We start from the raw sequence: 25,640 nt of genomic DNA, 5'->3' as shown, positions 1-25,640 counted from the left end.
AAATAAACTTCGAGTAATTTAAACCAATCAATCAATGAAAATTATTTCGATTAATCAATCAGTAAAAATCCACACAAGTTGTTCTTCAATTCTCTTAATGATCTTCTTCCTGGTTCGTCACCAGCAAGCTAGGTCGGCTATATTACTCTTAATCTCTTAAAAGTCAACAGGTAATTTCGATATTTTTAAAACTTATCTTTCAAACCAACTTAACATCAAATTCATCACTTAAAGTAACCAACTTAATCTCAAGTAACTGTTTTTCAACAAGTTTCTATCTGCATCACCGCCGATGGATGTGCATTATAGACCATTAACTTACCTTTGCAAGCGGAAATTAGAAATTAATGACTCGAGCGTTCAATTTTAAACCAAAATACAAATCAAGTTTTTGTTTTATATAGATAATTATTTTTATTTCTTATTTTTGTCCTAAATAAGCCAGTATCATGCTTGATAATTCTCGTTTAAGTTGTTGTTCTGAGATAAGAAAATTGTTCTGGCTCACGTAACGCATCATCGTAAAAAGCGTACTATTAATAATTACAAAGGATTTATGCTTTACTTGCTCGAAGTCCCACTGATGAGGGTTTCTACTAAATGTATATAAACCTACTTCAAAAAAATGCTTTTCTAAAATCTGAGCAGCTTGCGAATGGCTGTAGTCATGCCAATGTTTCAGTACTTCTATAAAAAACCCATGATCGGCTTTTAATGCATTAAATCCTAACTCTATTGCCAAGGGGATAAGCAGATCTAAAGGAATATTCCCCTGCTGCATAACTAATTCTTTAAGTTGCTGCCCTAATAATTCGCTTTTACGGCGTAATAGTTCTTCTATGATTTGATCTTTATTCTCTAAGTATTGGTAAATCGAACCAACACTTACGCCAGATTTTTCTGCAATTTTAGGAGTAGTAGTATGAAGCAATCCATATTGAGCAATACATTGCTGTGTTGCTTCTAAAATATGGTCAACAATAAGTTTTGAACGTTGTTGCTGTGGAGCTTTTCTCATTAGTTTTAATTCATTAAATGCGAATTGAATACGAATAATTATTCATATTAGCCTATTTATTATTCAGTTCAATACGTAAGTAAAGATATGCAAATGATTAGCCCAACTCGACTTGCTTCTTTTAATGATATGCAAGACAGTAATTTCTTTACTCAGTTTTTAAATATCTGCTGTGAAAAACCAGTACAACCAAACTATACAGAATATGTATCTTTACAACGTGCTCTTTGCGAAGGGGACGTTGAAATGGATAAGCTGATTGATTGGGTTATGCAAAATCCCAAAGATCACCGAATAATTTTTGAGAAAATATTATTTCAAGGCCGCGATGATCTATCTGAGTCGCTACCTGCTGAGTTAGAAAATTTCTTTAATTACATTGAACAAAAGCCTGAATGGTTAGACCAGCAACAAATTGATGAGGCTATTAAATTTACTCATCGTTTAGGAATAAATAATGGTTTTATTCTTAGAGATTTATCTTTAATGGGGGGATATTTATATCCGGGATTTAATCAACCCCTAATTTTAACAGGTGCATTAAAGAAAGAAGCGGGAACACGTTTAGCAGAAACCACAAAATGGTGGGTGGATATTACTGAACCTCAAGGGCTTTGTCGTTTGAGTGCAGGTTTTACATCAACAATCTATGTTCGTTTTATTCATGCACTTGTTCGTAGACAATTAAGAAAATCTGAGCGTTGGGATCATGAAGTTTGGGGTATTCCTCTTAATCAATTTGATTTAGCCATGACTAATTTAGCTTTTAGCAGTGTAGTTTTACTTGGTATTAGAGCGTTGGGTATATGGCCAACAAAACAAGAAGCAAAGAGTTTTTTACATTTCTGGCGTTATGTCGGCTGGTTAATGGGAATTGATGAAAAGTGGCTTATTCAATCTGAAACTGAAGGCTGGCGATTACTTTACTGGATGCAGTTTGCACACCCTCGTCCCGATCACAGCAGTATTGAATTAGGATCAAGCTTATCTAAAGAGCCTTTTGAGAGACAATATCTGCATTTGCGTTCTTTACATCAGAAACTTGCTTATCGGCAACATTTAGAACTTACCCAATTTTTTATTGGTAAGAAAAGGATGAAACTACTCGGATTGCCTCAGCAGTCTGCTTCATGGTTTGCTTATTATCTGATTTTGCGTAATTCAGTACTTTTTAACGGCGCAAAATTTTCACCAAAAGTTGAAAGGTTTTTAACTCAATCGGGTCGTAATTTACAAAAACTTGGTCTACGTCTTTATGAAAATCAAGGCAAGATAAAAACCGTAGCAAGTATGCATCAATAATTATTAAAACCTAAAAATAAAAAATGGAAGCCCGTTATCTGGACTTCCATTTTCAAATATTAAAAACCTTATTGAGCTGATGAACCGTGCATTTCAGCGTGATTCATTTGCTCATGCGTTTCCATCATCTGCTTATTTTTTTGACTAGGCATATAGTCAGGTTCATTGTTAATGGCCAAGTAAAAAACAATCATAAACAATACACTCAAGATAGACGCCACAATAAGTAACTTCCATCCCCACCAAGACTGTTCAGGCGATAATTTATTAGTCATTTCATTTCTCTCTTAAATTAATTCATTTAATTCGTTAAGCTGATCAAAACTTCATGCTCATACGAACCCAGTAATTTCTTCCAATATTGTTAAACTGCTCTTCGCTCGCAAATCCAAAGCCTGCACTACCAGCTTTATTTAAGTGTTCGGTATAGGTCTTATCTAATACGTTATCAATGCCAACAGAGACATCAATATCTTTACGAAGGTTATAACTTCCGTTTAAAGAAAGTGTTGAGAAACCTTTACTTGGTTTTAGGTCATATCCCACGATATTACCTTGATGCAGACTCACACGGTTTTGCTCAGCCACAGCTCGCCATAACAGACCTAAGTTATATTTGTCAGCCACATAACGAATATTTAAACGACCTTCTAACGGGGAAATTTGAGGTAGCGGTTTGTCATCTGTAGTGTTTTTGCCCCACGCATACATGGCACTCAAATCTGCCTGAATATGATCGGTAAATTGATATCCAATACCTGCTTCTGCACCAGCAATAGTTGCATCAACATTCTTGGCACCTGCAGTAATATCATGGCTCATATCATGCCCACCCATTCCCATACTCGGGTGATGGTGATAACTCATTAATATGTAGTCATCTACTAAGCCTGCATAAGCAGAAGCCCATGTGTTTAAAGCACCATGTTGTTGTTGGAAGCCTAGATCTAACTGCAATGTTTTCTCAGGATTCACACCGTTAAAGGTATTGGTTGAGCCAGCATTACCATGTTTAGGAGAGAAAAGCTCCCAATAATCAGGCATACGCTCTACATAACCTAAACCGATATAGCTTTTGAAATCATGCTCAGGATGTTGGTTTTCCCAGCGAACAAATGCGCTTGGCAAAGTCTTCTCAAGCTTCGTATTAAAGCCTTGGGCTTTAGAATCGGCTCGCTCATCTTCAACTGTTACCCGATCTAAACGTGCACCTGTCACTAACTTGTTTTTATCATTCCATTCATAGCCAAGTTCACCGAAAGCTCCATATGATTGAAAACGCATATCTTGACTAAACGGCATATTCATTTTTGGTGAAGACATGCTTCCACCATGTTTATTAAATTGAGAATCTACACCTGTAATCAAACTCCATTTATTCCATTCAGTGGTCATGGCTAAACGTGAATTTAGTGTTCTACGCGTTACTTGCATAGCTGATTTATCTAGATACATTTCATGAGTTTCATGATCATGCTTTAGTTCTGGCTGCCGCAAGCTAAAGTTATCCATAATATGGTCGTTATAGCTATAGTTCACCTGCCCTTCAATTTTCTTGATCACATCAGTGATATTCTTCTTTTCAAAACGAAGTCCTAAACTTTCACGCGCAAACTGAGAACCATCCATTGAACGTCCAGCATAAAGCGATTCACCATCAGATTTCCCACCCGTGATTTCAACCCACGTGTTTTCATCTGGAGTAAAGCCAAGCGCTACATCAGCATTCCACTTTTTCCATGCTGACGGCACGGTATTGCCATCACCGTCTTGATAACTGTTGGACTCGGAGCGGTTGGCATTTAAACGGATATATTTTTTCTCATCGCCAACTGCTGCTTCAACATTATGGTCAATACGTCCATATGAACCTACTAAAACACTCGCTTGCCCACGATAAGGTTTTTCAGAGGTAAGCTTTTCAGGTTGACGTTCAAATAGAACTGTTGCAGCTGAACCAGTATTGGCATATTGAACCGTTTGCGGACCTTTAATCACAGAAATACGATCATAACTTTCTGGTGAAATATAAGAAGTTGGAGCATCCATACGGTTTGGACAAGCACCCAAGTTCTCTGTGCCATCGGTTAGAATTTTAATACGTGAACCAAACATACCTCGGAAGGTCACGTCACCATTTGTTCCACCGCTTTGAATTGAGTTAAAACCCATAATACTTTGCAGGTAGTCTGCGCCATCCGTGGCAGGTACTGGCTGAATCGGTTGCTTTGGATCTGCGTGTACGATCAGTCCATTTGCATCGTTGCCTTGCTGTGCTGTAACAACAATAGGTGCTAATGAATGAAGTGTGTTGGTATCAGCATCATTTTTCTCTGAATCGGCAAAAGCTAAGCCTGAATGAGAAACAGCAAGCATCGCAACCCATAAAGGTTGTAGTAAAAATTTAGAATGTGGCATTTTTATACGCTCTAAAACATAAATAAAGTGATATCGAAGTCAATAAAGACCCCAACAAAAATTGCTTTTATTTATGCAAATAGAGGTGGTGCACGCCCTTGCGGAAGTAAGAAGAGTCGCTGTAGCGCAAAATAAACATGTCTAAATGCTTGTTGATAAGCGACTAAGCGAACTTGTATACGAACAAGCACCTCTTTTACGCCAAATTCAGGTGGTAAAACCAGATTGGCATAGACAGTACAATATTGGCACTGGTGATTTGCATCATGGTGGTCATGATGTTCAGGTACTTGTGCCTGTCCGATATGGTGGTCGTGATGTGAATGGTGCATGGCATGTGACATGGTTTCCATCTGTGCCTTAGGTTTAAGCAAAGCACGGGTAATAGTTTCACAGACCGGAGCAATTTGATATTGCTTCGGTAATAGCGGCTGTAGAAATACCGCAATCTGTAAAAACACTGCTGCACATGCGAGCAACAGACCACTACGAAAAACCAAAAATCACATCCACGCTATATTGATGTTTGAAAACTTTTAACGTTTTACCGCAACTTTTTCACGCTCGCGTTGGCGAACAATCTTTTCGACTTTTTCACGTGCACGCTGACGTTTAAGTGGCGACAAATAATCCACAAACAATTTGCCTTTTAAGTGATCCATTTCATGTTGGATACAAACAGCGAGAAGTCCGTCAGCTTCTATCTCAAATGCTTGACCTTCAAGGTTAATTGCCTCGATTTTCACACGTGACGGACGGTCAACTTTATCGTATATTTGTGGCACTGATAGACAGCCTTCTTCGTACGGCTGCGTCTCTTCAGTCAGTGGAGTTATTTTGGGGTTAATGAAAACCATAGGTTCATCTTTAGATTCAGACAAATCCATGACGATAAGCTGAATATGACGATCGACCTGAGAAGCTGCTAAACCAATACCGGGTGCCGCATACATGGTTTCAAACATATCTGCTGCAAGTTGACGAATTTCATCAGTAACTTCTTCAACAGGCTTAGCAATGGTACGAAGACGGGGATCAGGAAAACTTAAAATAGGTAATAAGGCCATACTGACGTCCTCACTTATGCCATTGATTGAAAAACCAAATGAAGGAAATACTTCATCGAAAAATTGTGTGTAAGCCGCCTATTATAACGCATCTGCACGCATAATTTTTAGGAATTATCATAATGAAAAAGGTTTTTAACGGCATGGCTGAATTTCATGCTTTGGGGATAAAGAAGCATTTACTTGCTTTAGCACTCTGTACAACTGTCGCACTAGGTACGGTAGCAGAGGTTCATGCTGCCAGTCCAAATCATAATCCACCTTCTCTTAAAAGCAATGCACCGAATGTGTATGTTGTAAAACGTGGGGATACCCTATGGGATATTTCCGGCCATTTTCTCAATAAGCCATGGCGTTGGCCTGAAATTTGGGCAAGTAATCAACATGTTAAAAACCCTCACTGGATTTATCCGGGCGATCGATTACTGTTATGTAGCTTAGATGGACGTCCACTTGTGGGCAAAGATGAAGGGGATGGCTGTGTAGGCATTATTCGTCGTTACACAGGCCAAACCACAAACTTACAACCACAAGTTCGCGTAGAAGCATTAAATAATAGTGTGCCAGTTATTCCACTTGAACATATTAAACAGTGGCTAGAGAACAGCACTATTTTACCAGCCGATTCAATTACCAACACACCTTACGTTGTTGGTACAGCCGACCAACGTGTACTTGCAGGAAAAGGTCAAACTATTTATGCAAGAGGAAAAGGTCTAGTTGATGGTCAGCGTTATGCAGTCTATCGAGAAGGTGAACCTTACTATTTCACAGATAGTAAAGGTAAAAAGCATAGCCTTGGTATTGAGCTACTACAGGTTGCCTCAGGTGTTGCGGTATCTTCTGAAAAAGACATTACTACATTAGAGCTAACAGATAGTTATAACGCTGAAGTACGTCGTGGCGATCGTGTTATGCCTGAAGAACAAGCTACTTTGCCAACCTTATTTTACCCAGTAGATGCCAAACAAGTGACTGATGGTGGCAAAATTATTCGTGTCATGGGTTCAATCGGTAGAGCTGCAAAACATAGTGTAGTGACTTTGGACCGCGGTACAGCACAAGGTGTTCAGGTAGGTCAAGTTTTTGATATTACACAACAAGGCGAGACAATTCGCGATCCTAAAACTAAAGAAGCGATTCAACTTCCTGGTCAACAAATTGGGAGTCTGATGGTTTTTAGAACTTTTGATCAGCTGAGTTATGCCTATGTTCTAGAAAGCGATTTGCCTATTAAAGTCGGCTCAAGCATTCAGCCACCTCGCTTTAATGATTAATGTTGGATGTACCTTCTACAATGCTCACCCAACTTTCTTCACACCATTACCACACGCTTAAAGTGTGGTATTTGGTGCAGCACTCATCAGTTAGTTTTAAAAAAATTATCGATTATTTTGGAACTTGTGAAAAAGCAACTCAACCTGATGGTTTAGCAAAGTGGTCCTCTCTGGGGCTACATGCTAATCACTTAAAGCGTGTAAACGAATTTCAAACGGCACAAGGCCAAGCTCAGTTCGAACAGCTTATACAACAAGTTCAGCAGCATACTGATTTTATTTTGACGCCCGATGACTCTGGCTACCCTACTCAATTACTCCCTTATACAGATCATCCACCTGTTATTTTTGGAAAAGGTCAGGCACAGGCATTATTGCAACCGCAAATTGCGATTGTCGGTAGCCGAAAACCAAGCCCACATGGACGTCAGGTGGCTTATGATTTTGCCTACTACTTAAGTGAAAAGGGCTTTTTTATTAGTAGTGGTCTGGCTTATGGCATTGATGAAGCAGCTCATCAAGGTGCATCCGCTCATCAACGTACAATTGCAGTCACGGGTACGGGCCTAGACACTACCTATCCAGCTCAAAATAAAAAACTGGCAGAACATATTTTGGCTCAGAACGGCGCCATTATTACTGAGTTTTTACCGGGTACACCACCATTACAACAGCATTTCCCACGTAGAAACCGAATTGTCAGTGGTTTGAGTTTAGGCGTTTTGGTGGTAGAAGCGACATTAAAAAGCGGCTCACTCATCACGGCCAATAAAGCTGCTGAACAAGGCAAAACCGTATTCGCTATTCCGGGTCATATTTATAGTGAGTTCCATCAAGGATGCCATCAACTTATTCGTGAGGGAGCAGTTTTAGTTGATCATCCCGAACAAATTATTGAAGACCTCGCCTTACCAACACAATGGCAAAGCCAGCAACAAAGTCAAAATGAAGAAACTAATACGAATACTTCAGAAATTCCTGTGCATTTGATTGATCTTTATCAGTCTTTAGACTGGGTAGGACAAAATATTGACCAGCTTGTAATTCATCATAATGTTTCGGTTTCTGAACTGACCTCTTCACTAATGGAACTAGAACTACTCGGTTTATGTATGCAACAATCAGGGCTGTATTTACGTTGTCGTTCTTAGTATTAGAGCGCACAATAGCGATTCTGTTTGATTGAAAGGAAAGTATTACCATGATTACGACCTCAGTGACCGAAGCAGCCGAATGTTTACAACAAGGTCAAGTTTTGGCATATCCAACTGAGGCAGTCTGGGGACTAGGCTGTGATCCATTTAATGAACAAGCTTTTCAAAAGATTCTTGAATTGAAACAGCGCCCTATTGAAAAGGGTGTCATTTTATTGGCTGGCCATATTAGTCAAGTAGAACATCTACTAACTTCCTTACCGCAAACGACTCAGCAAGAAATTATTGATTGCTGGACGAACCACCAACCATCAGAAAGAGCCACAACTTGGCTATTGCCAGCCGATCAACACATTCCTTCATGGATTAAAGGCGAGCATCCTCTTGTTGCAGTCCGTGTAACGACACATCCTTTATGTGTCGCTTTATGCAATGCTTTTCATGGATTTATTGTCTCGACGAGTGCCAACCCTAGTGGACAAGAACCAGCCCATTCTTTACAAGATGCCTGCCAATACTTTGGTTCACAATTAAACTATCTCAATGGTGATTTAGGTCAAAGCCAACAGCCGAGCCGCATCATTAACGCCTTAACTGGTGAAGTCATTCGTCCTTAATTCCAGACAAAAAAAAGCTCAGTTATATAGGGATAACTGAGCATAAAAAAGGATGGGTATATACCACATCCAGAGGGTTTGGATATCTCTGGAACGAAAGAAAAATTGCTTAAAAGAGCATCTTTCGTAGTGGTCGCTATTATGTGGTAAGAGACTAAATGAGAGAAATATATTATTTCTCTAAAAAAAGCATGAAAAGTGTAGGGAATTTAGCGTTTTTAGCAATTAAGTTAAAATTATATTAATATTTTTATTGGTCTTTTTTAATATTTATATTACACAATATTTTTATAAATATATTTATAAATCATATAGAAAAGCTTGGATTAACAAAAAAATTGGCATATTTTCATTACTTTTTTTAAAAATATGCCATAGTTTTTTTATTATTCTTAATTTTGCTCTGGCAGGAGATCTGATTTTTTAGATTTAACCTTCTTTTGTGCCATGATAATACCCACGAGAATCATAATCCCACCGAAAGTATGATAGATCGTCCACTGCTCAGATAACCAGAGGCTTGCAATAATGGCTGTGAACACTGGTACAAGGTTCATAAATATACTGGTTCTATTTGGCCCGAGTTGTTGTACAGCCAACATCCAAACTAACGGCGCAATTAAAGAAGCAAATACACCGGCATAAATTGCACTTGGCGCATTTTGTGCATTTAAGCCATCAAGACCAAACCAGAAAATTAAGGGTAAATGGAACAGCACAGAAAACCCAATCTGGACATATAAGCTCGTCATAATTGGAAGTGGAAGCTGCCATTTCTTTAAGAAAACCCCATAAAATGCATAGAAGAATACAGCAACAATCATGAGCGCATCACCAAGATGCCCTCCACCACTTAATAGCTTATTAATATTTCCTTGGGACATGACATATAGCAAACCCGCGAAAGATAAAATACTACCAAAGACGGCAAAACGATTAGGTACATCTTTTAAAATCGCAAGAGAAACAAAAATAGTAAAAATCGGAATAAAGGCATTAACAATACCCATATTAGTTGCACTGGTATAATGAGCCGCCGTATAAGCAAGGCCTTGATAAAGCACCATTCCAAATGCACTCAAGACTGCAAGCTTAGGTAAATAGGGTATTACTATTCGTCTTTGTCTCCAAACAGATATAAACATAAATGGAGTCAAAATAATAAAGGCAATTAACCACCGATAAAAACTAATGCTAACTGGAGAAATATAGTCCGAGACATAGCGGGTGACTACAATATTTAAAGACCAAATCAGTACTGCCAGAATGGGAAAAATAAATGCCCATTTGTGATATTTCATGACCTGACTCATAGTAATACACCATCTACAAAAGAGATTTAATTTTGAAGAATGTCTTAATAAATTAAAATATCGCATTTCCGACATTGATATTGAACTTAGGACATCATTAATTTTTTAAAATAATGTCCAAGCTTTCATGGCATGTTCTACCACTTTATGTAGTTGCTCAGTGGTCGCGCCATCTCTGGCTTGAATAGTCAGTCCTTGAATAACAGTAGCATAGAAGTCTGTCATTTCTTGTAGAGGAGCATTAGCTGATAAATCACCCTGCTCTACACCTTGTTCCAAACGTTTTAATAATTTTTCTTTAGTTTTTATACGCTTATCTAATAGATTTTGTTGGACCTCTTGTGTCGCATCAGAGCAATTCATAGCTGCAACCACCAACATACAACCTGCTGGTTTATTGGGTTGAACCAATCGTTTTACATTGTCATAAAGATACAACTCAAAAGCAATTTTTGCAGTTTTTGCTTCTAGAAAGATCGTTTCAATAGGACATGCTTCATGAGCTAAGTAATAATCAATACTTTTATAAAACAAGCCTGCCTTATCGCCAAAAGTACTGTATAAACTAGGTGCCGTAATTTCTAAAGCCTGCGTTAAGTCACTAATAGACGTTGCTTCATAGCCATGTTCCCAAAAAAGCAACATAGCCTTCTCTAAAACTTGCTGTTCATCAAAGCATTTAGGGCGTCCACGCTTCTTTTTCAGCGTATCTTCATTAACCATAAGATCTGTTTCATGCCTATTTGTCATAAAGATCACATCTATTTTTATAACAATCGTTATTAAATTAATTGACGTTCGATTTTTTATCAACTATTTTATTTTCATAATGATCGTTAGTTAATTAAAAATTGCCTTTCTTCACTCTAAATTTAGCCAAGTAAGGATTTATTATGGACCAATCTACTACCTCTAAACCGCGACCCATGACTTCCACACAAGGGAGCTGGTTTGCTATTTTGGCGGTTGCCATTGCAGCATTTGCATTAGTAACAAGTGAATTTTTACCGGTTGGTGTTTTAAATAGCGTTGCAGCTGATTTACATATTTCTGTCGGTACCGCTGGTCTTATTATTACTATACCTGGCATTATGGCAGCCATTGCGGCCCCTCTATTACCTGTTTCAGTAAAACAACTTGACCGTCGTTACGTGCTTATTTTACTGACTGCAATTATGGTGATTGCCAATACCATTACTGCTTTTGCTGAAAACTTTCATGTTTTATTACTGAGCCGCTTAATTTTAGGTATCTCAATCGGTGGCTTTTGGGCCACAGCTATTGCGTTAAGCGGCAAGCTAGCACCTGCACATTTGCCTATTGCTAAAGCAACTGCCGTAGTCATGGCTGGGGTAACCTTTGCGACTGTATTAGGGGTCCCGATTGGAACTTGGCTAAGCGAGTTTTATGGATGGCGTAGTGCATTTGGTATTACCGCTGCGATCGGCCTTGTTGTACTCGTCCTTCAGCTTATTTTCTTACCAAAACTTTTACCAGAATCAGCCATTCATATTCGTGATTTACCTGCTCTATTACGTACGCCCAAAGCACGTAGTGGTATGCTTATTGTTTTATTAATTGGTCTTGCTCATTTCTGTGCCTACAGTTATTTAGCGCCTTTTTTTAAGAATATTGCAGGGTTCAATGGCACCACTATTAGTTCATTATTATTGCTTTACGGAATTGCTGGTATCTTTGGAAATGCATTTGCAGGATATAGTGGCAACTTAAATGTTCGTTACACACTCGCATTTGTTGGGACATGTTTTGCAATCGTATTTTTTGGCTTCCCTATCTTTGCTATTCATGAATTTGGTGCCATCGTTCTTACTGCGCTATGGGGCTTCGCATTCGGTGCCTTTCCTACCTCTGCCAATATTTGGATGTTTGTACACGCACCCCATGCTGTAGAAAAAGGTATGCCGCTTTTTGTTGGCATGTTTCAAGTCATGATTGCTACAGGTTCATTATTAGGTGGTTATGTAGTTGATCATTTCAATGAAAATACTTTAATTTATGGTGTATTAAGCTTCGTTGCTTTAGCATTAATTAGTACATTTACCTTTGCCAAAGGCTTAAATAATCCTAAAGCGACTTGTGAAAACTAAAATATTATTCAGAGTAAGTAGATGAAAAATGAGGACCAACAATTTTCTTTATTGAATGATATAGAAGTTCATGAGTTTCTATATGAAAAAGAAGATATTGTTCGTCCTCATGCTTCACTTTGGGGAGATTTTAATTTCAGTTTGAATGGTATTTTGGAAATGCAGGTAGAAGAACAAATCTATTTGTCACCTCCAAGCTATGGGCTTTGGATTCCACCTCAAACGGTTCATCAATCTACTCATATCGATCATGAAATTCACTATATTTGTATCCGCCTCCACCCTCGTTTATGTCCTATTTTAGGTAATGTCTGTAAGTGCTTTAGCATTCAGCCTTTCTTTCGAACTCTAGTTTTACAAATTCTGGAACAGCAAAAACAAAATGGAAAACCTGAATATTTAGTACACCTTCTGCAAGTTTTATTCGATCAATTACAGCAAGCCACCGCATATTCTCATTATTTGCCACAAACACGACATCCTGTTTTATTGCCAATTTTGGAAAAGCTTTCAGACCCCTTGTTTTTTAATCACTCTTTACAACAATTACTGCAGAATTTTTCTGTCAGTGATCGCCATTTATTGCGCTTAAGCCAACAAGAATTACAACTTTCTTTATCGGAATGGCGTAATAGAGCCAAAATTGTTTATGCCATTCATCAAATTCGACAAGGTATGCCCATTAAACGTTTAGCATACGATTTGGGTTACCAGCATAGTTCTAGTTTTATTGAATTTTTTAAAAGATATACAGGTCAAACACCTGTTCAAATCAGAAACAATTAGATCGCAGACAGTTTTTTCTTCTCTTTTTATTTTTTGGACACGAATATTATTGCACTCCTCAAGAATAGCAGTTAAAACAAATGCGTTACTTGATATCAATTACAATCTTCAGGAAAGACACATGACTCAATCTGTATACCATATTCCAGTAAAAGCTATTTCAGGCGAAACGGTTGACCTTGACCAATATAAAGGTAAGGTTTTATTAATCGTAAACACAGCATCTAAATGTGGTTTAACTCCACAATACGAAGGTTTAGAAAAGCTTTATCAAGCGAAAAAAGATCAAGGTCTTGAAATCTTAGGTTTCCCTGCAAATAACTTCAAAGAACAAGAGCCTGGTTCAGATGAAGAAATTCAACAATTCTGTTCATTAAACTACGATGTTCATTTCCCGCTTTTCTCTAAAATTTCTGTAGCAGGTGCAGACAAACATCCTCTTTATCAAGCATTGACAACAGCTCAACCAGAACGCATTGGTGAAGGTCCTTTCCGTGAGCGTTTAGAAGGTTTAGGCATTCCAACAAACCCTGCTCCAGAAGTATTATGGAACTTTGAGAAATTCCTCATCAATAAAAATGGTGAAGTTGTTGCTCGTTTTGCGCCAAACTTAACAGCAGACGATGAACAAATTGTAAAAGCAGTTGAAGCTGAACTCGCTAAATAATTTTTAGCGCAATTTAAGAAAAAAGAGTGCTACGGCACTCTTTTTTATTTTCTGGTCAAAATGTTGTTCATTTGCAACAATACCTTATTTCTACATATTTTATGCATATAGTACGCACTTGCTTTACTTGGTATTGTTTGTAGTTATGAAAAAAGTTTTACAAGGCACATTTTTTCCATTTGTGATTTTTGCTTCCGGTATGTTGTTACTTGGATGCGATCAGGCACAAGACCATGCTAAAGCACAAGAATCTGCTCAAACCAATGACGAAGTATCAGAACAAGCAGATGATTCTCAACAAGAAATCGCACCTACTAAAAATAAAGCTGAGTTAAAAAGCGGTAATGTTTTTTATATCGTTCGTGATGCAGCTAACTTACAGTTAAAGGCAGGCGACTATATTGAAAAGCTTAAAGACACTCAACTTGATGTTGAGCAAGCCATCCAAGATAAAGATCAACAAGAACTAAAAACAACTGTGACCACTTTAAAACAGCAGTTAAAAGGCTTAAATCAAGCACTATTGACTTTAGATATAAGAAGTCAGGAAGTTGAAAATATTCGCCAAAACTTACTACAAGCAAACCAACAAGCTTTAAGTATGCCTTTATTAAATGGGAAATTAGAACAAATTGATTTCGACCAAATTGAGAAGCAACTCAATACCATCCAAATGGATATGGTCAAACTTGCTGCACTGATTATGGCAGGAGATGAAAAGTCTGATTCAAAAACTGATTCTTAATTTTCTTTCTAGCAATAAAAAAAGCCACCGTAAGGTGGCTTTTTCAATCTCGAACCGCGTCTTATTGAGCGCGGTTTTTGATTTTACGGATTGTTTCAAGCTGGCCTGAGATCTCTGAAAGAGATGCCAAAGCAGCAGCTGAGTCCAAATCACTCTTTTGGTTTGCAAGCAATTGTTCAGCATTTTTACGTGCTTCTAAAATTGCAGCTTCATCCAAATTGTCAGCACGGATTGCAGTATCTGCAAGAACCGTTACAACATGAGGTTGAACTTCTAAAACACCGCCAGATACATAGACGATTTCTTCTGTACCATTTTCCAACAGAACACGAATCGGGCCCGGTTGAAGCAAAGTTACAAGTGGAGCGTGACCTGGCAAAATACCAAGTTCACCACCTGCACCTTTCGCGATTAACATCGTCACTGCGCCAGAGTAAATAGACTCTTTAACACTTACGACATCACATTGCATAGTCGCCATGAGATGATCTCCTTAAATTAGAGTTTCTCAGCTTTAGCAATCACTTCGTCAATACCACCAACCATATAGAACGCTTGTTCTGGGATGTGATCGTATTCACCAGCTAATAGACCTTTAAAGCCACGAATCGTTTCTTTAAGTGGTACTAATTTACCAGGAGCACCAGTAAATACTTCAGCTACGTGGAATGGTTGAGAGAAGAAACGTTGGATTTTACGCGCACGGTAAACAACCAATTTATCTTCTTCTGCCAATTCATCCATACCCAAGATTGCGATGATGTCTTTAAGCTCTTTATAGCGTTGCAATACGTTTTGTACTGCGCGCGCAATTTCATAGTGCTCTTGACCAACAACTAATGGGTCTAACTGACGTGAAGTTGAGTCAAGTGGATCGATCGCTGGATAAATACCAGAAGATGCGATGTCACGGCTCAATACTACTGTTGCATCTAAGTGAGCAAATGTAGTTGCAGGCGATGGGTCTGTTAAGTCATCGGCAGGTACGTATACTGCTTGGATCGAAGTGATCGAACCAGATTTAGTAGACGTAATACGCTCTTGAAGAACACCCATTTCTTCTGCAAGTGTAGGTTGGTAACCTACCGCAGATGGCATACGACCTAACAATGCTGATACTTCAGTACCCGCAAGTGTATAACGGTAGATGTTGTCGACGAATAATAATACGTCACGACCTTTACCATTTTCGTCTTTTTGATCACGGAAGTATTCAGCCATAGTCAAACCAGTTAACGCTACGCGTAAACGGTTACCTGGTGGCTCGTTCATCTGACCGTAGACCATTGCTACTTTGTCAAGAACGTTAGAATCTTTCATTTCGTGATAGAAGTCGTTACCTTCACGAGTACGCTCACCAACACCAGCAAACACAGATAAACCTGAGTGTGCTTTTGCGATGTTGTTGATCAATTCCATCATGTTAACGGTTTTACCAACACCCGCACCACCGAATAAACCAACTTTACCACCTTTTGCGAACGGGCAAAGTAAGTCAATTACTTTAATACCAGTTTCTAAAAGATCAGTAGAAGCTGCTTGTTCAGCATAAGAAGGCGCTTGACGGTGAATCGGCAAACGTTCTTCAGTCGCAACAGGACCTGCTTCATCGATAGGACGACCTAAAACGTCCATGATACGGCCAAGAGTGGCTGTACCAACTGGAACAGAGATCGGTGCGTTTGTGCTAGTTACAGTAAGACCACGTTTAAGACCTTCTGTAGAACCCATTGCGATGGTACGAACAACACCATCACCAAGTTGTTGCTGAACTTCTAAAGTAGTTTCAGTACCGTCAACTTGGAGAGCGTCATAGATCTTAGGAACGCTTGTGCGCTCAAACTCGACGTCGATAACCGCGCCGATGATCTGAATGATACGACCGCTACTCATTGCTGTCTCCTCAATTCAAACTTAATAATGTTAAACGGCAGCGGCACCGCCAACGATCTCGGAAATTTCCTGAGTAATCGCGGCTTGACGCAGCTTGTTGTAAATGAGTTGTAGGTCTTTAATCAATTGTCCTGCGTTGTCTGTCGCTGCTTTCATCGCGACCATACGAGCTGACTGCTCACATGCAACGTTTTCAATCACACCTTGATAAACCATAGACTCGATATAGCGAACCAACAAACCATTTAACAATTCTTCTGCTTCTGGTTCGTAGATATAATCCCAACCATAAGTACGGTTGAGGTCATCGCCTTCTTCTGCTGGTGCTAAAGGAACAAGTTGTTCTACTTTAGGCTGCTGAGTCATTGCATTAACGAAGCCATTTGATACGAGATAGATACGATCTAATTCGCCCTTATCAAATGCATCAAGCATAACTTGCACTGAGCCAGTTAACTGTTCCAAACTCGGCGCATCGCCAAGTTGGGTAGTTGCACCAAGCACTTTACCGCCGTAATTCTTAAAAAACGAAACCGCTTTTTGACCAATTAAAGCAAATTCAACTTCAATTGACTGCTGTTGTTGTGCTTTGACATGCTGCACAACTTTCTTGAACAAGTTAATGTTCAAGCCACCTGCCAAACCACGATCTGAAGACACTACGATATAGCCAACACGCTTAACTGGGCGGTCAACCATATAACGGTGTTTATATTCAGGGTTTGCTTGTACCAAGTGAGCAATTACACGGCGCATATTATCGGCATACGGACGGCCTTGAGCCATGCGCTCTTGCGCACGACGCATTTTAGAAGCAGCTACCATTTGCATCGCGCGAGTAATCTTTTGCGTGCTCTTGATACTAGCTACTTTGGCGCGAATTTCTTTTAAATTTGCCATACGCTTAACCTAGTATTCGAAAGCCCTTTCGAGCTTCCGAAGGTTGATCCGTGAACCAAACTTAACTAAAACTGAACTTAGTAAGTTTGAGTCGCTTTAAAGCTTTCAATACCTGCTTTGATTGCTGCTTCGATGTCTTTGTTGTAATCACCAGTTTCATCGATTTGTTTCATCAACGGAGCATATTCAGAACGGAAGTAAGCAATTAACGCAGCATCAAAGTCTACGATTTTCTTAACTTCTACGTCAGCCATATAGCCTTCGTTAGATGCATAAACAGAAACAGCTTGGTCAGCAATTGAGTAAGGAGCATATTGTTTTTGCTTCATTAACTCAGTTACGCGTTGACCATGTTCAAGTTGCTTACGAGTTGCTTCGTCAAGGTCAGAAGCAAACTGAGCAAACGCAGCCAATTCACGGTATTGTGCTAAAGCAGTACGGATACCACCAGACAATTTTTTGATGATCTTAGTTTGAGCAGAACCACCAACACGAGATACAGAGATACCCGCGTTCACAGCAGGACGGATACCTGCGTTGAATAATGATGTTTCTAAGAAGATCTGACCGTCAGTAATCGAAATTACGTTCGTTGGTACGAATGCAGATACGTCACCTGCTTGAGTTTCAATAATTGGCAATGCAGTTAAAGAACCAGTTTGACCAGTTACTGCGCCATTAGTGAATTTCTCAACGTATTCAGCAGATACACGAGAAGCACGTTCAAGAAGACGTGAGTGAAGATAGAATACGTCACCTGGATACGCTTCACGACCTGGTGGACGACGTAAAAGCAATGAAATTTGACGGTAAGCAACAGCTTGCTTAGACAAATCATCATAAATGATAAGAGCGTCTTCACCGCGGTCACGGAAGTATTCACCCATTGTACAGCCAGAGTACGGAGCTAAGTACTGCATTGCAGCAGGATCAGCAGCCGCAGCAGCGACAACAGTTGTATACGCCATAGCGCCAGTTTCTTCTAGCTTACGTACAACGTTTGCAATTGTTGATTGTTTTTGACCAATCGCAACGTATACACACTTAATGCCAGAGTTTTTCTGAGCGATAATCGCATCGATCGCCATTGCTGTTTTACCAGTTTGACGGTCACCAATAATCAACTCACGCTGACCACGACCCACAGGAATCATGGTATCAACTGATTTATAACCAGTTTGAACAGGCTCGTCTACAGATTGACGCCAAATTACGCCTGGTGCTACTTTTTCAACAGCATCAGTTAATTTTGCATCAATTGGGCCTTTACCATCAATTGGGTTACCCAAAGCATCTACTACACGGCCAAGAAGTTCAGGACCAACTGGAACTTCTAAAACACGACCTGTACAACGAGCTTTTTGACCTTCTTGAAGGCTTAGGTAGTTACCTAAAACAACGGCACCCACTGAATCCTGTTCTAGGTTCAGTGCCATACCAAATAAGCCGCCGTCGAATTCGATCATTTCACCGTACATTGCATCAGCAAGACCGTGAATACGCACGATACCGTCGGATACCATAACAATGGTACCTTCGTTTTTAGCGGTCGCGCTGGTGTCCAGATCTCCGATACGCTGTTTAATGAGCGCACTGATCTCGGATGGATTCAGTTGTTGCATTGCGCTATTCCTCAATCTTTTATTAGTTCAGTCTTCATCATTTGCATTATGCAAGAAGACGAGTACGCATTTTTTCAAGCTTGTTAAGCGCAGAATCATCTATCACTTGATCGCCTGCACGAATAACCACACCTGCAATCAAAGCAGGATTAACTTCGACAGAAACATTAACTGCTGCCTTGAAGCGTTTTTCTAACGCATGTGCAAGCAATTGTTCCTGAACAGAAGTTAACGGAAACGCCGATTCAATCACGACATCAACCGTATTGTTATTCTGTGATTTAAGCTGTTCATATTCTGCTGCAATTTCAGGTAACAACACTAATCGATCGTTATCTGCAAGAAGTGTCAAAAAGTTAGACACTGCTTGAGATTGATCTTCACCTAAAACTTTAGCAAAAAGCTTCACTTGCTCCGCAGGAGTAAGTTCAGGGCGATTTAAATAAGCGGAAAATGCTTCGTCTTGCACCGCAGCACTGAGCACTTGTAACGCATTCGACCAATTGTCTGTTGCACCTTGCTCAGAAGCATAAGCAAATGCTGCTTTGGCATACGGACGTGCCAACGTCAAGAGTTCAGCCATAATTCGCCTCGCTTAAAGTTTAGCAGCCAGCTGAGACAGCATGGCGTTATGAGCTTCTGCATCAACTTGTTGGTTCAGGATCTTTTCTGCACCAGTCACTGCCAAGGCAGCTACTTGTTGACGTAATTCTTCGCGAGCAGAATTGATCTCTTGATCAACAACTTCTTTAGCTTGTTGACGAATACGCTCACCTTCAGCCGCAGCTTGAGTACGAGCTTCTTCGATCAATTGCGCTGCACGACGGTTCGCTTGTTCGATCAATTGAGCCGCTTGTGCTTTAGCTGCATCAAGCTCTTGCTTCACTTGCGCTTGTGCATCGGCAAGGTCAGCTTTCGCTTTTTCTGCTGCATTTAAGCCATCAGCGATTTTACGCTGACGCTCACTAATCGCATTGATTAGTGGTGGCCAAACAAACTTCATGCAGAATGCGACAAAAAACGCAAACGCAATCGCTTGACCAATCAATGTGAGGTTGATATTCATTGCAATTCCTCAAATAGTGGATTTCGGAATTAAGCTGATTAACCTACAAATGGATTAGCGAAGATGAAGAACAAGCCAATACCAACACCGATCATAGGCACAGCATCAAGAAGACCCGCGATTAAGAACATACGAGTTTGAAGTTGTGGAGCTAATTCTGGTTGACGAGCTACAGCTTCTAAAAAGCGACCACCCAAAAGACCAAAACCAATCGCAGTACCCAAAGCACCGAAAGCGATCAAGATAGCAGATGCAATTGCAACTAGACCTAAAGTGAGTTCCATGAAAAATTCCTCAGAGGTTAGGTTATTACCAAATTAAATTAAAAAAATTCAGCCCAACCATCATTTGATAGTTAGGCAATACCATTAATGTTTTTCGCTTGCCATGCTCAAGTAAACGATGGTAAGCATCATAAAGATGAATGCCTGCAACGTGATTACAAGAATGTGGAAGATCGCCCAAGGCACAGATAACGCCCATTGAATCCAGAACGGCAATAATGCGATCAGGATAAAGATTAACTCACCGGCATACATGTTACCGAACAGTCGGAGAGCCAATGAAATAGGACGAGCAAGGAATGTTACCAATTCCAAAATCAAGTTCACTGGAATAAGCAACGCTTTTGCAACTGGATTACTTGGGTTAAATGGGTTAAGTGCCAACTCGCCTACGAAACCACCAACACCCTTCTCGCGGATGCTGTAGAACAAGATAAGTACAAATACAGATAAAGACATACCAAGGGTAATGTTTGGATCTGTAGATGGAACGATCTTGAAGTAAACGTGGTGAGGGTCCATGCCAAATACGTGAGCACCAACAAATGCAGCAACTTGAGGAATCCAGTCAACTGGAATCAAGTCCATTAAGTTCATGAGGAAAATCCACACGAAAATAGTGAGTGCAAGTGGAGCAATTAAACGTGATTTGCCATGAAAAGTATCACGGACACTTGAGTCAACAAACTCAATGATCATTTCAATTGCAGATTGGAATTTTGTTGGAACGCCAGCTTTCGCAGTTTTCGCAACCATCCAAAACAACAAACAGAAAATCACACCAAGGCCAATTGACCAACCCATTGAATCCAAGTGAATTGCAGTGAACCCCATCGAATGAGCTTCTTCAGCAGTCTCAGCCAATTTCCATGTACCGTCTGGCATTTTGCCATAGGTCATATTGGTCAAGTGATGCTTGATATACTCTGTCGAAGTGAGGGCATGTTCTTCAGCAGCCATAAATCACACCTGGTCAATGTCAATTACTAAAAAGAAGGGAAACGAACATCGGCGTACTGTCGATATCTCGCCACCCTCCAAAAAATCTTCAATTCTTCTTGTTTCTATACTCGTTTTTGTAGACGTGAAACCCAAAAAGGAGCAACCCACGACATCGCTTGAACGAGGATAAAACCAAACAGCAATGCTAACGGTGATAAAGGTTTAACATTGCTCAAAATCAAAATAAATCCAACGATCATAATTGCAAATTTGCCTAACATGCCCCTATACATGTTAGACAGCACTTGTTTAGATGCTCTCGCACCTGCCGTCCTGAAGGATTGCCACGCAAAATAACTGGTAGCAAGCCAGCAGACCAATGCACCAAGTGCCGCACTTAATGCTGCTGTCATGTCTTTTATGCTCCACGCCACAAGTGCGGAAACAGGGATCATGCATGCTTGTAAGAAGACCAAAGCTTTTGCTAATCGTCGGTCAATCAAGCGACTAGTTTGGCTCATTTTTATCCACTCACAGCATAAATGCTTGACAAGTTTAGCTGATGATCGCTTTTAATCGCAGGCATTATAGAGTTACACCCCTGAACATGCAATCTTTTCCCGACTTTAGTCGGGGTTTTTCGTGACAGGTGGTGCTGACGCTACAGTCAGCCTTTGTTTACTTTTTATCTCACTTTTGCGTATTTAATACACATTTATCGGTTTTTATCGCCAGTTTCTTCCATGCTGTTACAAAATCGTCCTCATTATTCATACTTTCATCAACGGGTTGGAAGGTAATACTGCCCAGTTTCTGATATTGACCTTTTGTTGTGAAACTTTCTGCAAGTAAACACATCTGAGGTTTTGGTCGATTATCATTAAGATATTTAATTTGAGCTGCTGTAGGTGCAACATGCGGGTCATCCGTTAAAGCACCTGCAAACTTTAAATTAAGCGAGCGTTCCAAATACTGATAAGCATCATGATAAGACCAATATGGTTTCCCATTACTTGAGCTATCGTAAGCTTGAGCTGCCTGTAACATATTCCGGGCAAATATATTGGCATTATTCCAATACTTTGCTTTGTTTTCAGGATGCTGCTGTGAACGCAAAGCTGCAATAAAAAAGCCAATCCGTACTGCATTGTTTGGCTCCAACCACACATGCGTATCCACAGTATTTGGTAAAGCAGCACCACGCGTATTACGCTGCGGCAAAATAGAAATAATACCACTGTCTAATAAAGAAATTGCTTTCTTATTGTTACTCAGCAGTTTGTTTAGCGGAGCTTCATGAGCCTTTCCTAACCAAATCACCAAAGAGGCATCATTGATTGCTTTACGATGTGCCGGGGTGAGTTGTACGTCATGTCCACTTTGGCCCTGAAGCAATAATTGAGGTTCTTCAACACCTTTGGTAATTTCTTTTGCAATCAAATAGATTGGGTGTGTAGAGACAACCAAACCCTGACTCCAACCTAGCGTACTCAAAAGAGAGAACATACTGAAAACAAAAACGCGGAACATGACAGACCATCAATTAGTAATAGCTCGAAGCATGTTATAATATAACAAAGTTACAAAAATACCTAAGATTAATCGAATGAAGCATCGCTTCATGCTAATATTCCATTAAAAATTTGAGGTTATGTCTATGAGTTCTTGCACGCATGAACATCATGATTCTTTGCATGGTGTACATGATCACCATAATGTCGCAAGTCGTTTAGCTGAAGCAGAAACTTTATGTTCTGCAGTTGGCGCACGTCTTACGCCTTTACGTAAAGAAGTTCTTGAGCTCATTTTAAATGCTTCAGGTCCAATGGGTGCGTATGACTTATTAGCACGTATTAAAAGTCAGACAGATCGCCCTGCCGCTCCGCCTACTGTTTATAGAACTTTAGACTTCTTATTAGAAAAGGGTCTAATTCATCGCTTAACATCTATTAATGCTTATATTCCATGCTGTCATCCACGTGAAGGACATCAAGCTGCATTCTTAATTTGCACCGAATGTCACACTGTTAAAGAAGCATCTTCACAAGGTCTAACTCAACAACTCGACCAACTTGCAGCTTTAGATGATTTCACAGCACAACACAGCATTATTGAAATTTCGGGGAAATGCCAGCAGTGCCGCACAGCTCGCTAAATCCTGTATTAATACAACTTGAACAAGTTTCTGTTCACCGTGATGATCGGGATATATTAAAAAAAGTCGACTTTGATCTGCATCAAAATGAAATTGTGACCTTAATTGGTCCGAATGGTGCGGGTAAGTCGACTTTAATTAAAGTTCTACTTGGTATTTTAAAGCCAAGTAGCGGACGTGTCATAAGCGATAAAAAACTAAAAATGGCTTATGTCCCTCAAAAATTTAATCCCTCTCATAGTCTTCCTTTACGTGTTCAAGATTTATTAAATCTTGAAAAGTGTAGCCCTGCCCTTCGTCAGGAAATTATTCAAGACACCGGTATTGCAAAGTTACAACAATCAAAAGTTCAACAACTTTCCGGTGGTGAACGTCAACGTGTACTATTGGCACGCGCTTTACTTAGAAAACCAGATATTCTCGTTCTTGATGAACCGATGCAAGGTCTAGATATTCAATCTGAAGCTGAGCTTTATGAATATGTGCGTAGTCTGCCGGAGCGTTATGGATGCGCCATTTTAATTGTTTCACATGACTTACAATGGGTTATGCAAGGCACGCATAGAGTTGTTTGTTTAAATAAACATATATGTTGTAGCGGATTACCCGAAAATATTCAGCAGCATCCTGAATATCAGGCAATATTTGGCACCCAGCGAGTCTTTTATCAACACCATCATGACCACTGTGCGCATGGTGATGCGGCACACCCCTGCCCTCACAATAGTAGACCTCACATCCACCCAGAACCGGAAGCTTAAGCCATGATGGAATGGTTACAATTATTGTTGCCCGCATGGATTATGGGAACCCTATTGGTCTTTTTGACCGCACCACTTGGTTGTCTCATGCTATGGAGACGTATGTCTTTTTTTGCAGACACCATGGCACATGGAACCTTACTTGGGGTAGCAATTGCTGGTGCTTTAAGCCTTCCCCTCTGGCTTGGCGTGGCAGGGACGGCTATTTTATTAGTCGCTATTTTATGGGCACTACATGACAATCGTTTACCAAACGATGCTTTGCTTGCCCTATGTTCAGCAACATTACTATGTAGTGGCCTACTATTTATTCAGCATGTTCCAAGTTTAAGACCGGAGCTTTTAAGTTATTTGTTTGGTGACTTACTGAGTATTGACTGGCCAGACCTACCTGTTTTCACATTAATTATTGCTATATCACTGGCAATTCTTTATCGCTTTTGGCAACCTCAAATTCAAATTGCAATTGATCCGGACATTGCGATTAGTGAAGGGGTAAATGCGAAATGGCAGCGTCTCATTTTTATGTTACTGCTAGCCTTATTTACAGTATTAGCTTTACGTGCAGTTGGTTCACTTTTAATGGGAGCACTGCTGGTTATACCAGCATTGAGCGCCCGATTACTCGCTCACTCACCAAAGCAAATGGTTATTTGGGCTTTTGTTTTAGCTCAACTCGGTGTCAGTGTTGGCCTATGGTCAAGCGCAGCACTTAATATCTCGACTGGCCTCAGTATTGTTTTATGTATGGCTTTGAGTTTTGCTCTTATTTTTATGGTTCAAAAAATCAAAAATCAAACTCAAGCGGCCTAAATCAGACTGCTTGATGAACCGTACTTAACAATAATGCTGCGCAACTAAACATGACAGCAAAACCACGGTTCAAATATTTTTGCTGTTTAGGCGAACGAAGTAGTCTTAAAACTTTTGACGCCAGCCCTGTATATCCAGCCATTACAATCAAATCAATCGTAACCATAGTGGCTGCCATAATTAGATATTGTATCCATTGAGGTTTGTTTAAATCTAAGAACTGAGGCAAAACTGCCAATAAAAATACAATCGCTTTAGGGTTACTGATATTGACCACAAATCCATTTAACAGCAGAGCAGAAACAGTTTTATCCTTTTTCTCGTGTTGAATTTCTATGTCTTTTACTGGTGCAGTCCACTGCAAATAAGCTAAATACAGCAAATAAGCTACCCCAAACCACTTAACAGCCTGAAAAGCTAATGGAGTCGTTGCAAATAAAACACCTACACCTGCCGCCACAATCATGATTTGAATTAACAAGGCGATTTGCAAGCCAATTGCATTCCAGTAGCCATGTCTAAAGCCATAATTTAAGCCGCTCGACATAGAAGCAATAGCCCCTGCTCCCGGAGAAATACTAATGACCCAACAGGCCAACATATAAGCAAACCAAACTTGCAAAGACATAGCGAAAATAGACAATAAAAGTGGAATTATACCGTTTTATAAAACTATCGCGGCGATAATTCAAACAATAAAATCAATAAATAGACTACTAACAGCTCTTCGCA

At 39.8% G+C, this 25,640-nt stretch carries 28 protein-coding genes and 1 pseudogene; 11 read left to right on the top strand and 18 right to left on the bottom strand.

Annotated features, from left to right (window positions below; translation table 11 throughout):
• Positions 1–447: 447 nt before the first annotated feature.
• Positions 448–1,018 (bottom strand): annotated as a pseudogene (locus J678_RS18445) (TetR/AcrR family transcriptional regulator).
• 87 nt (positions 1,019–1,105) lie between these two features.
• Here J678_RS18445 and J678_RS18440 point away from each other — a divergent pair.
• Positions 1,106–2,320: an oxygenase MpaB family protein gene (locus J678_RS18440; protein ID WP_031956068.1), complete on the top strand. Its 1,215-nt coding sequence runs from the start codon at positions 1,106–1,108 to the stop codon at positions 2,318–2,320.
• Positions 2,321–2,388: 68 nt separating this feature from the next.
• On the opposite strand, the gene J678_RS18435 is transcribed toward J678_RS18440, so the two are convergent.
• The 4 genes from J678_RS18435 to def form a co-directional block, all read right to left on the bottom strand.
• On the bottom strand, positions 2,389–2,595 hold the full coding sequence (locus J678_RS18435) for a DUF4199 domain-containing protein (protein ID WP_004711026.1): 207 nt from the start codon (positions 2,593–2,595) through the stop codon (positions 2,389–2,391).
• 43 nt (positions 2,596–2,638) lie between these two features.
• Positions 2,639–4,738, bottom strand: a complete 2,100-nt coding sequence (locus J678_RS18430) for a TonB-dependent copper receptor (RefSeq protein WP_031956069.1) — start codon at positions 4,736–4,738, stop codon at positions 2,639–2,641.
• 71 nt (positions 4,739–4,809) lie between these two features.
• The gene (locus tag J678_RS18425; RefSeq protein ID WP_002054220.1) at positions 4,810–5,238 is read right to left on the bottom strand and encodes a DUF2946 family protein; all 429 of its coding nucleotides are present in this window, start codon (positions 5,236–5,238) and stop codon (positions 4,810–4,812) included.
• A gap of 36 nt (positions 5,239–5,274) precedes the next feature.
• On the bottom strand, positions 5,275–5,805 hold the full coding sequence (def, locus tag J678_RS18420; protein ID WP_002054252.1) for a peptide deformylase: 531 nt from the start codon (positions 5,803–5,805) through the stop codon (positions 5,275–5,277).
• Between the two features lie 122 nt (positions 5,806–5,927).
• Between def and J678_RS18415 the strand changes: the two genes are divergently transcribed.
• From J678_RS18415 to J678_RS18405, 3 genes are read left to right on the top strand one after another with little or no spacing between them, the layout of a single operon-like run.
• On the top strand, positions 5,928–7,082 hold the full coding sequence (locus J678_RS18415) for a LysM peptidoglycan-binding domain-containing protein (protein ID WP_004711032.1): 1,155 nt from the start codon (positions 5,928–5,930) through the stop codon (positions 7,080–7,082).
• A gap of 20 nt (positions 7,083–7,102) precedes the next feature.
• On the top strand, positions 7,103–8,233 hold the full coding sequence (gene dprA / locus J678_RS18410) for a DNA-processing protein DprA (protein ID WP_031956070.1): 1,131 nt from the start codon (positions 7,103–7,105) through the stop codon (positions 8,231–8,233).
• Positions 8,234–8,283: 50 nt separating this feature from the next.
• Positions 8,284–8,853, top strand: coding sequence for an L-threonylcarbamoyladenylate synthase (locus J678_RS18405; RefSeq protein WP_000633612.1), 570 nt, complete (start codon positions 8,284–8,286; stop codon positions 8,851–8,853).
• A 392-nt stretch (positions 8,854–9,245) separates the two neighbouring features.
• Here the strand turns inward: J678_RS18405 and J678_RS18400 are convergent, their stop codons facing one another.
• Positions 9,246–10,166: a DMT family transporter gene (locus J678_RS18400; RefSeq protein WP_079377500.1), complete on the bottom strand. Its 921-nt coding sequence runs from the start codon at positions 10,164–10,166 to the stop codon at positions 9,246–9,248.
• A gap of 105 nt (positions 10,167–10,271) precedes the next feature.
• On the bottom strand, positions 10,272–10,925 hold the full coding sequence (locus tag J678_RS18395; RefSeq protein ID WP_006581284.1) for a TetR/AcrR family transcriptional regulator: 654 nt from the start codon (positions 10,923–10,925) through the stop codon (positions 10,272–10,274).
• Positions 10,926–11,059: 134 nt separating this feature from the next.
• Here J678_RS18395 and J678_RS18390 point away from each other — a divergent pair, with 134 nt between their 5' ends.
• The 4 genes from J678_RS18390 to J678_RS18375 all read left to right on the top strand — a co-directional run bounded on the left by J678_RS18390 (position 11,060) and on the right by J678_RS18375 (position 14,472).
• Positions 11,060–12,274, top strand: coding sequence for an MFS transporter (locus J678_RS18390; protein ID WP_031956073.1), 1,215 nt, complete (start codon positions 11,060–11,062; stop codon positions 12,272–12,274).
• Between the two features lie 21 nt (positions 12,275–12,295).
• A complete protein-coding gene (locus J678_RS18385) occupies positions 12,296–13,060 on the top strand; it encodes an AraC family transcriptional regulator (protein ID WP_004711041.1) in 765 nt (254 codons plus the stop codon).
• A gap of 121 nt (positions 13,061–13,181) precedes the next feature.
• Positions 13,182–13,727: a glutathione peroxidase gene (locus J678_RS18380; RefSeq protein ID WP_016803497.1), complete on the top strand. Its 546-nt coding sequence runs from the start codon at positions 13,182–13,184 to the stop codon at positions 13,725–13,727.
• Positions 13,728–13,872: 145 nt separating this feature from the next.
• Entirely contained in the window at positions 13,873–14,472 is a 600-nt protein-coding gene (locus J678_RS18375) for a hypothetical protein (protein ID WP_016803498.1), read from the top strand.
• A 61-nt stretch (positions 14,473–14,533) separates the two neighbouring features.
• Here J678_RS18375 and J678_RS18370 read toward each other — a convergent pair whose 3' ends face one another.
• The 10 genes from J678_RS18370 to J678_RS18325 all read right to left on the bottom strand — a co-directional run bounded on the left by J678_RS18370 (position 14,534) and on the right by J678_RS18325 (position 22,709).
• Positions 14,534–14,953 carry a F0F1 ATP synthase subunit epsilon gene (locus J678_RS18370; protein ID WP_002054176.1) on the bottom strand — a complete coding sequence of 140 codons (420 nt, stop codon included), beginning with the start codon at positions 14,951–14,953 and terminating at the stop codon, positions 14,534–14,536.
• 17 nt (positions 14,954–14,970) lie between these two features.
• A complete protein-coding gene (atpD, locus tag J678_RS18365; RefSeq protein ID WP_002054158.1) occupies positions 14,971–16,365 on the bottom strand; it encodes a F0F1 ATP synthase subunit beta in 1,395 nt (464 codons plus the stop codon).
• 30 nt (positions 16,366–16,395) lie between these two features.
• Positions 16,396–17,265 carry a F0F1 ATP synthase subunit gamma gene (gene atpG / locus J678_RS18360; protein WP_002114131.1) on the bottom strand — a complete coding sequence of 290 codons (870 nt, stop codon included), beginning with the start codon at positions 17,263–17,265 and terminating at the stop codon, positions 16,396–16,398.
• Between the two features lie 77 nt (positions 17,266–17,342).
• On the bottom strand, positions 17,343–18,887 hold the full coding sequence (gene atpA / locus J678_RS18355; RefSeq protein WP_002054271.1) for a F0F1 ATP synthase subunit alpha: 1,545 nt from the start codon (positions 18,885–18,887) through the stop codon (positions 17,343–17,345).
• A gap of 46 nt (positions 18,888–18,933) precedes the next feature.
• Positions 18,934–19,470 carry a F0F1 ATP synthase subunit delta gene (locus J678_RS18350; RefSeq protein WP_004705938.1) on the bottom strand — a complete coding sequence of 179 codons (537 nt, stop codon included), beginning with the start codon at positions 19,468–19,470 and terminating at the stop codon, positions 18,934–18,936.
• Between the two features lie 12 nt (positions 19,471–19,482).
• Positions 19,483–19,953 carry a F0F1 ATP synthase subunit B gene (locus J678_RS18345; protein ID WP_002054137.1) on the bottom strand — a complete coding sequence of 157 codons (471 nt, stop codon included), beginning with the start codon at positions 19,951–19,953 and terminating at the stop codon, positions 19,483–19,485.
• Between the two features lie 38 nt (positions 19,954–19,991).
• Positions 19,992–20,237: a F0F1 ATP synthase subunit C gene (gene atpE / locus J678_RS18340; RefSeq protein WP_000424060.1), complete on the bottom strand. Its 246-nt coding sequence runs from the start codon at positions 20,235–20,237 to the stop codon at positions 19,992–19,994.
• Positions 20,238–20,321: 84 nt separating this feature from the next.
• On the bottom strand, positions 20,322–21,197 hold the full coding sequence (gene atpB, locus J678_RS18335) for a F0F1 ATP synthase subunit A (RefSeq protein ID WP_002054274.1): 876 nt from the start codon (positions 21,195–21,197) through the stop codon (positions 20,322–20,324).
• A gap of 104 nt (positions 21,198–21,301) precedes the next feature.
• Positions 21,302–21,700 (bottom strand): ATP synthase subunit I, encoded by a 399-nt coding sequence (locus J678_RS18330; RefSeq protein ID WP_000084237.1) that lies wholly within the window; start codon positions 21,698–21,700, stop codon positions 21,302–21,304.
• Positions 21,701–21,869: 169 nt separating this feature from the next.
• Complete coding sequence (locus J678_RS18325) at positions 21,870–22,709, bottom strand: metal ABC transporter solute-binding protein, Zn/Mn family (RefSeq protein ID WP_017394265.1); 840 nt, start codon at positions 22,707–22,709, stop codon at positions 21,870–21,872.
• A gap of 127 nt (positions 22,710–22,836) precedes the next feature.
• On the opposite strand from J678_RS18325, the gene J678_RS18320 reads away from it, so the two are divergent.
• Genes J678_RS18320 through znuB form a run of 3 tightly spaced genes read left to right on the top strand, consistent with a single transcriptional unit; the run spans position 22,837 to position 24,908 of the window.
• A complete protein-coding gene (locus J678_RS18320) occupies positions 22,837–23,334 on the top strand; it encodes a transcriptional repressor (protein ID WP_002054239.1) in 498 nt (165 codons plus the stop codon).
• Positions 23,307–24,095: a zinc ABC transporter ATP-binding protein ZnuC gene (znuC, locus tag J678_RS18315; RefSeq protein ID WP_022574382.1), complete on the top strand. Its 789-nt coding sequence runs from the start codon at positions 23,307–23,309 to the stop codon at positions 24,093–24,095. Before J678_RS18320 ends, znuC begins: the two co-directional genes overlap by 28 nt.
• A 3-nt stretch (positions 24,096–24,098) precedes the next feature.
• Complete coding sequence (znuB, locus tag J678_RS18310) at positions 24,099–24,908, top strand: zinc ABC transporter permease subunit ZnuB (protein ID WP_006581277.1); 810 nt, start codon at positions 24,099–24,101, stop codon at positions 24,906–24,908.
• A 1-nt stretch (position 24,909) separates the two neighbouring features.
• On the opposite strand, the gene J678_RS18305 is transcribed toward znuB, so the two are convergent.
• Entirely contained in the window at positions 24,910–25,536 is a 627-nt protein-coding gene (locus J678_RS18305; protein WP_031956075.1) for a LysE family transporter, read from the bottom strand.
• Positions 25,537–25,640 lie beyond the last annotated feature (104 nt).

This window comes from Acinetobacter sp. 1424608 (assembly GCF_000588255.1).
GTDB lineage: Bacteria > Pseudomonadota > Gammaproteobacteria > Pseudomonadales > Moraxellaceae > Acinetobacter > Acinetobacter nosocomialis.
This window is presented reverse-complemented; position numbering and strand designations above follow the sequence as displayed.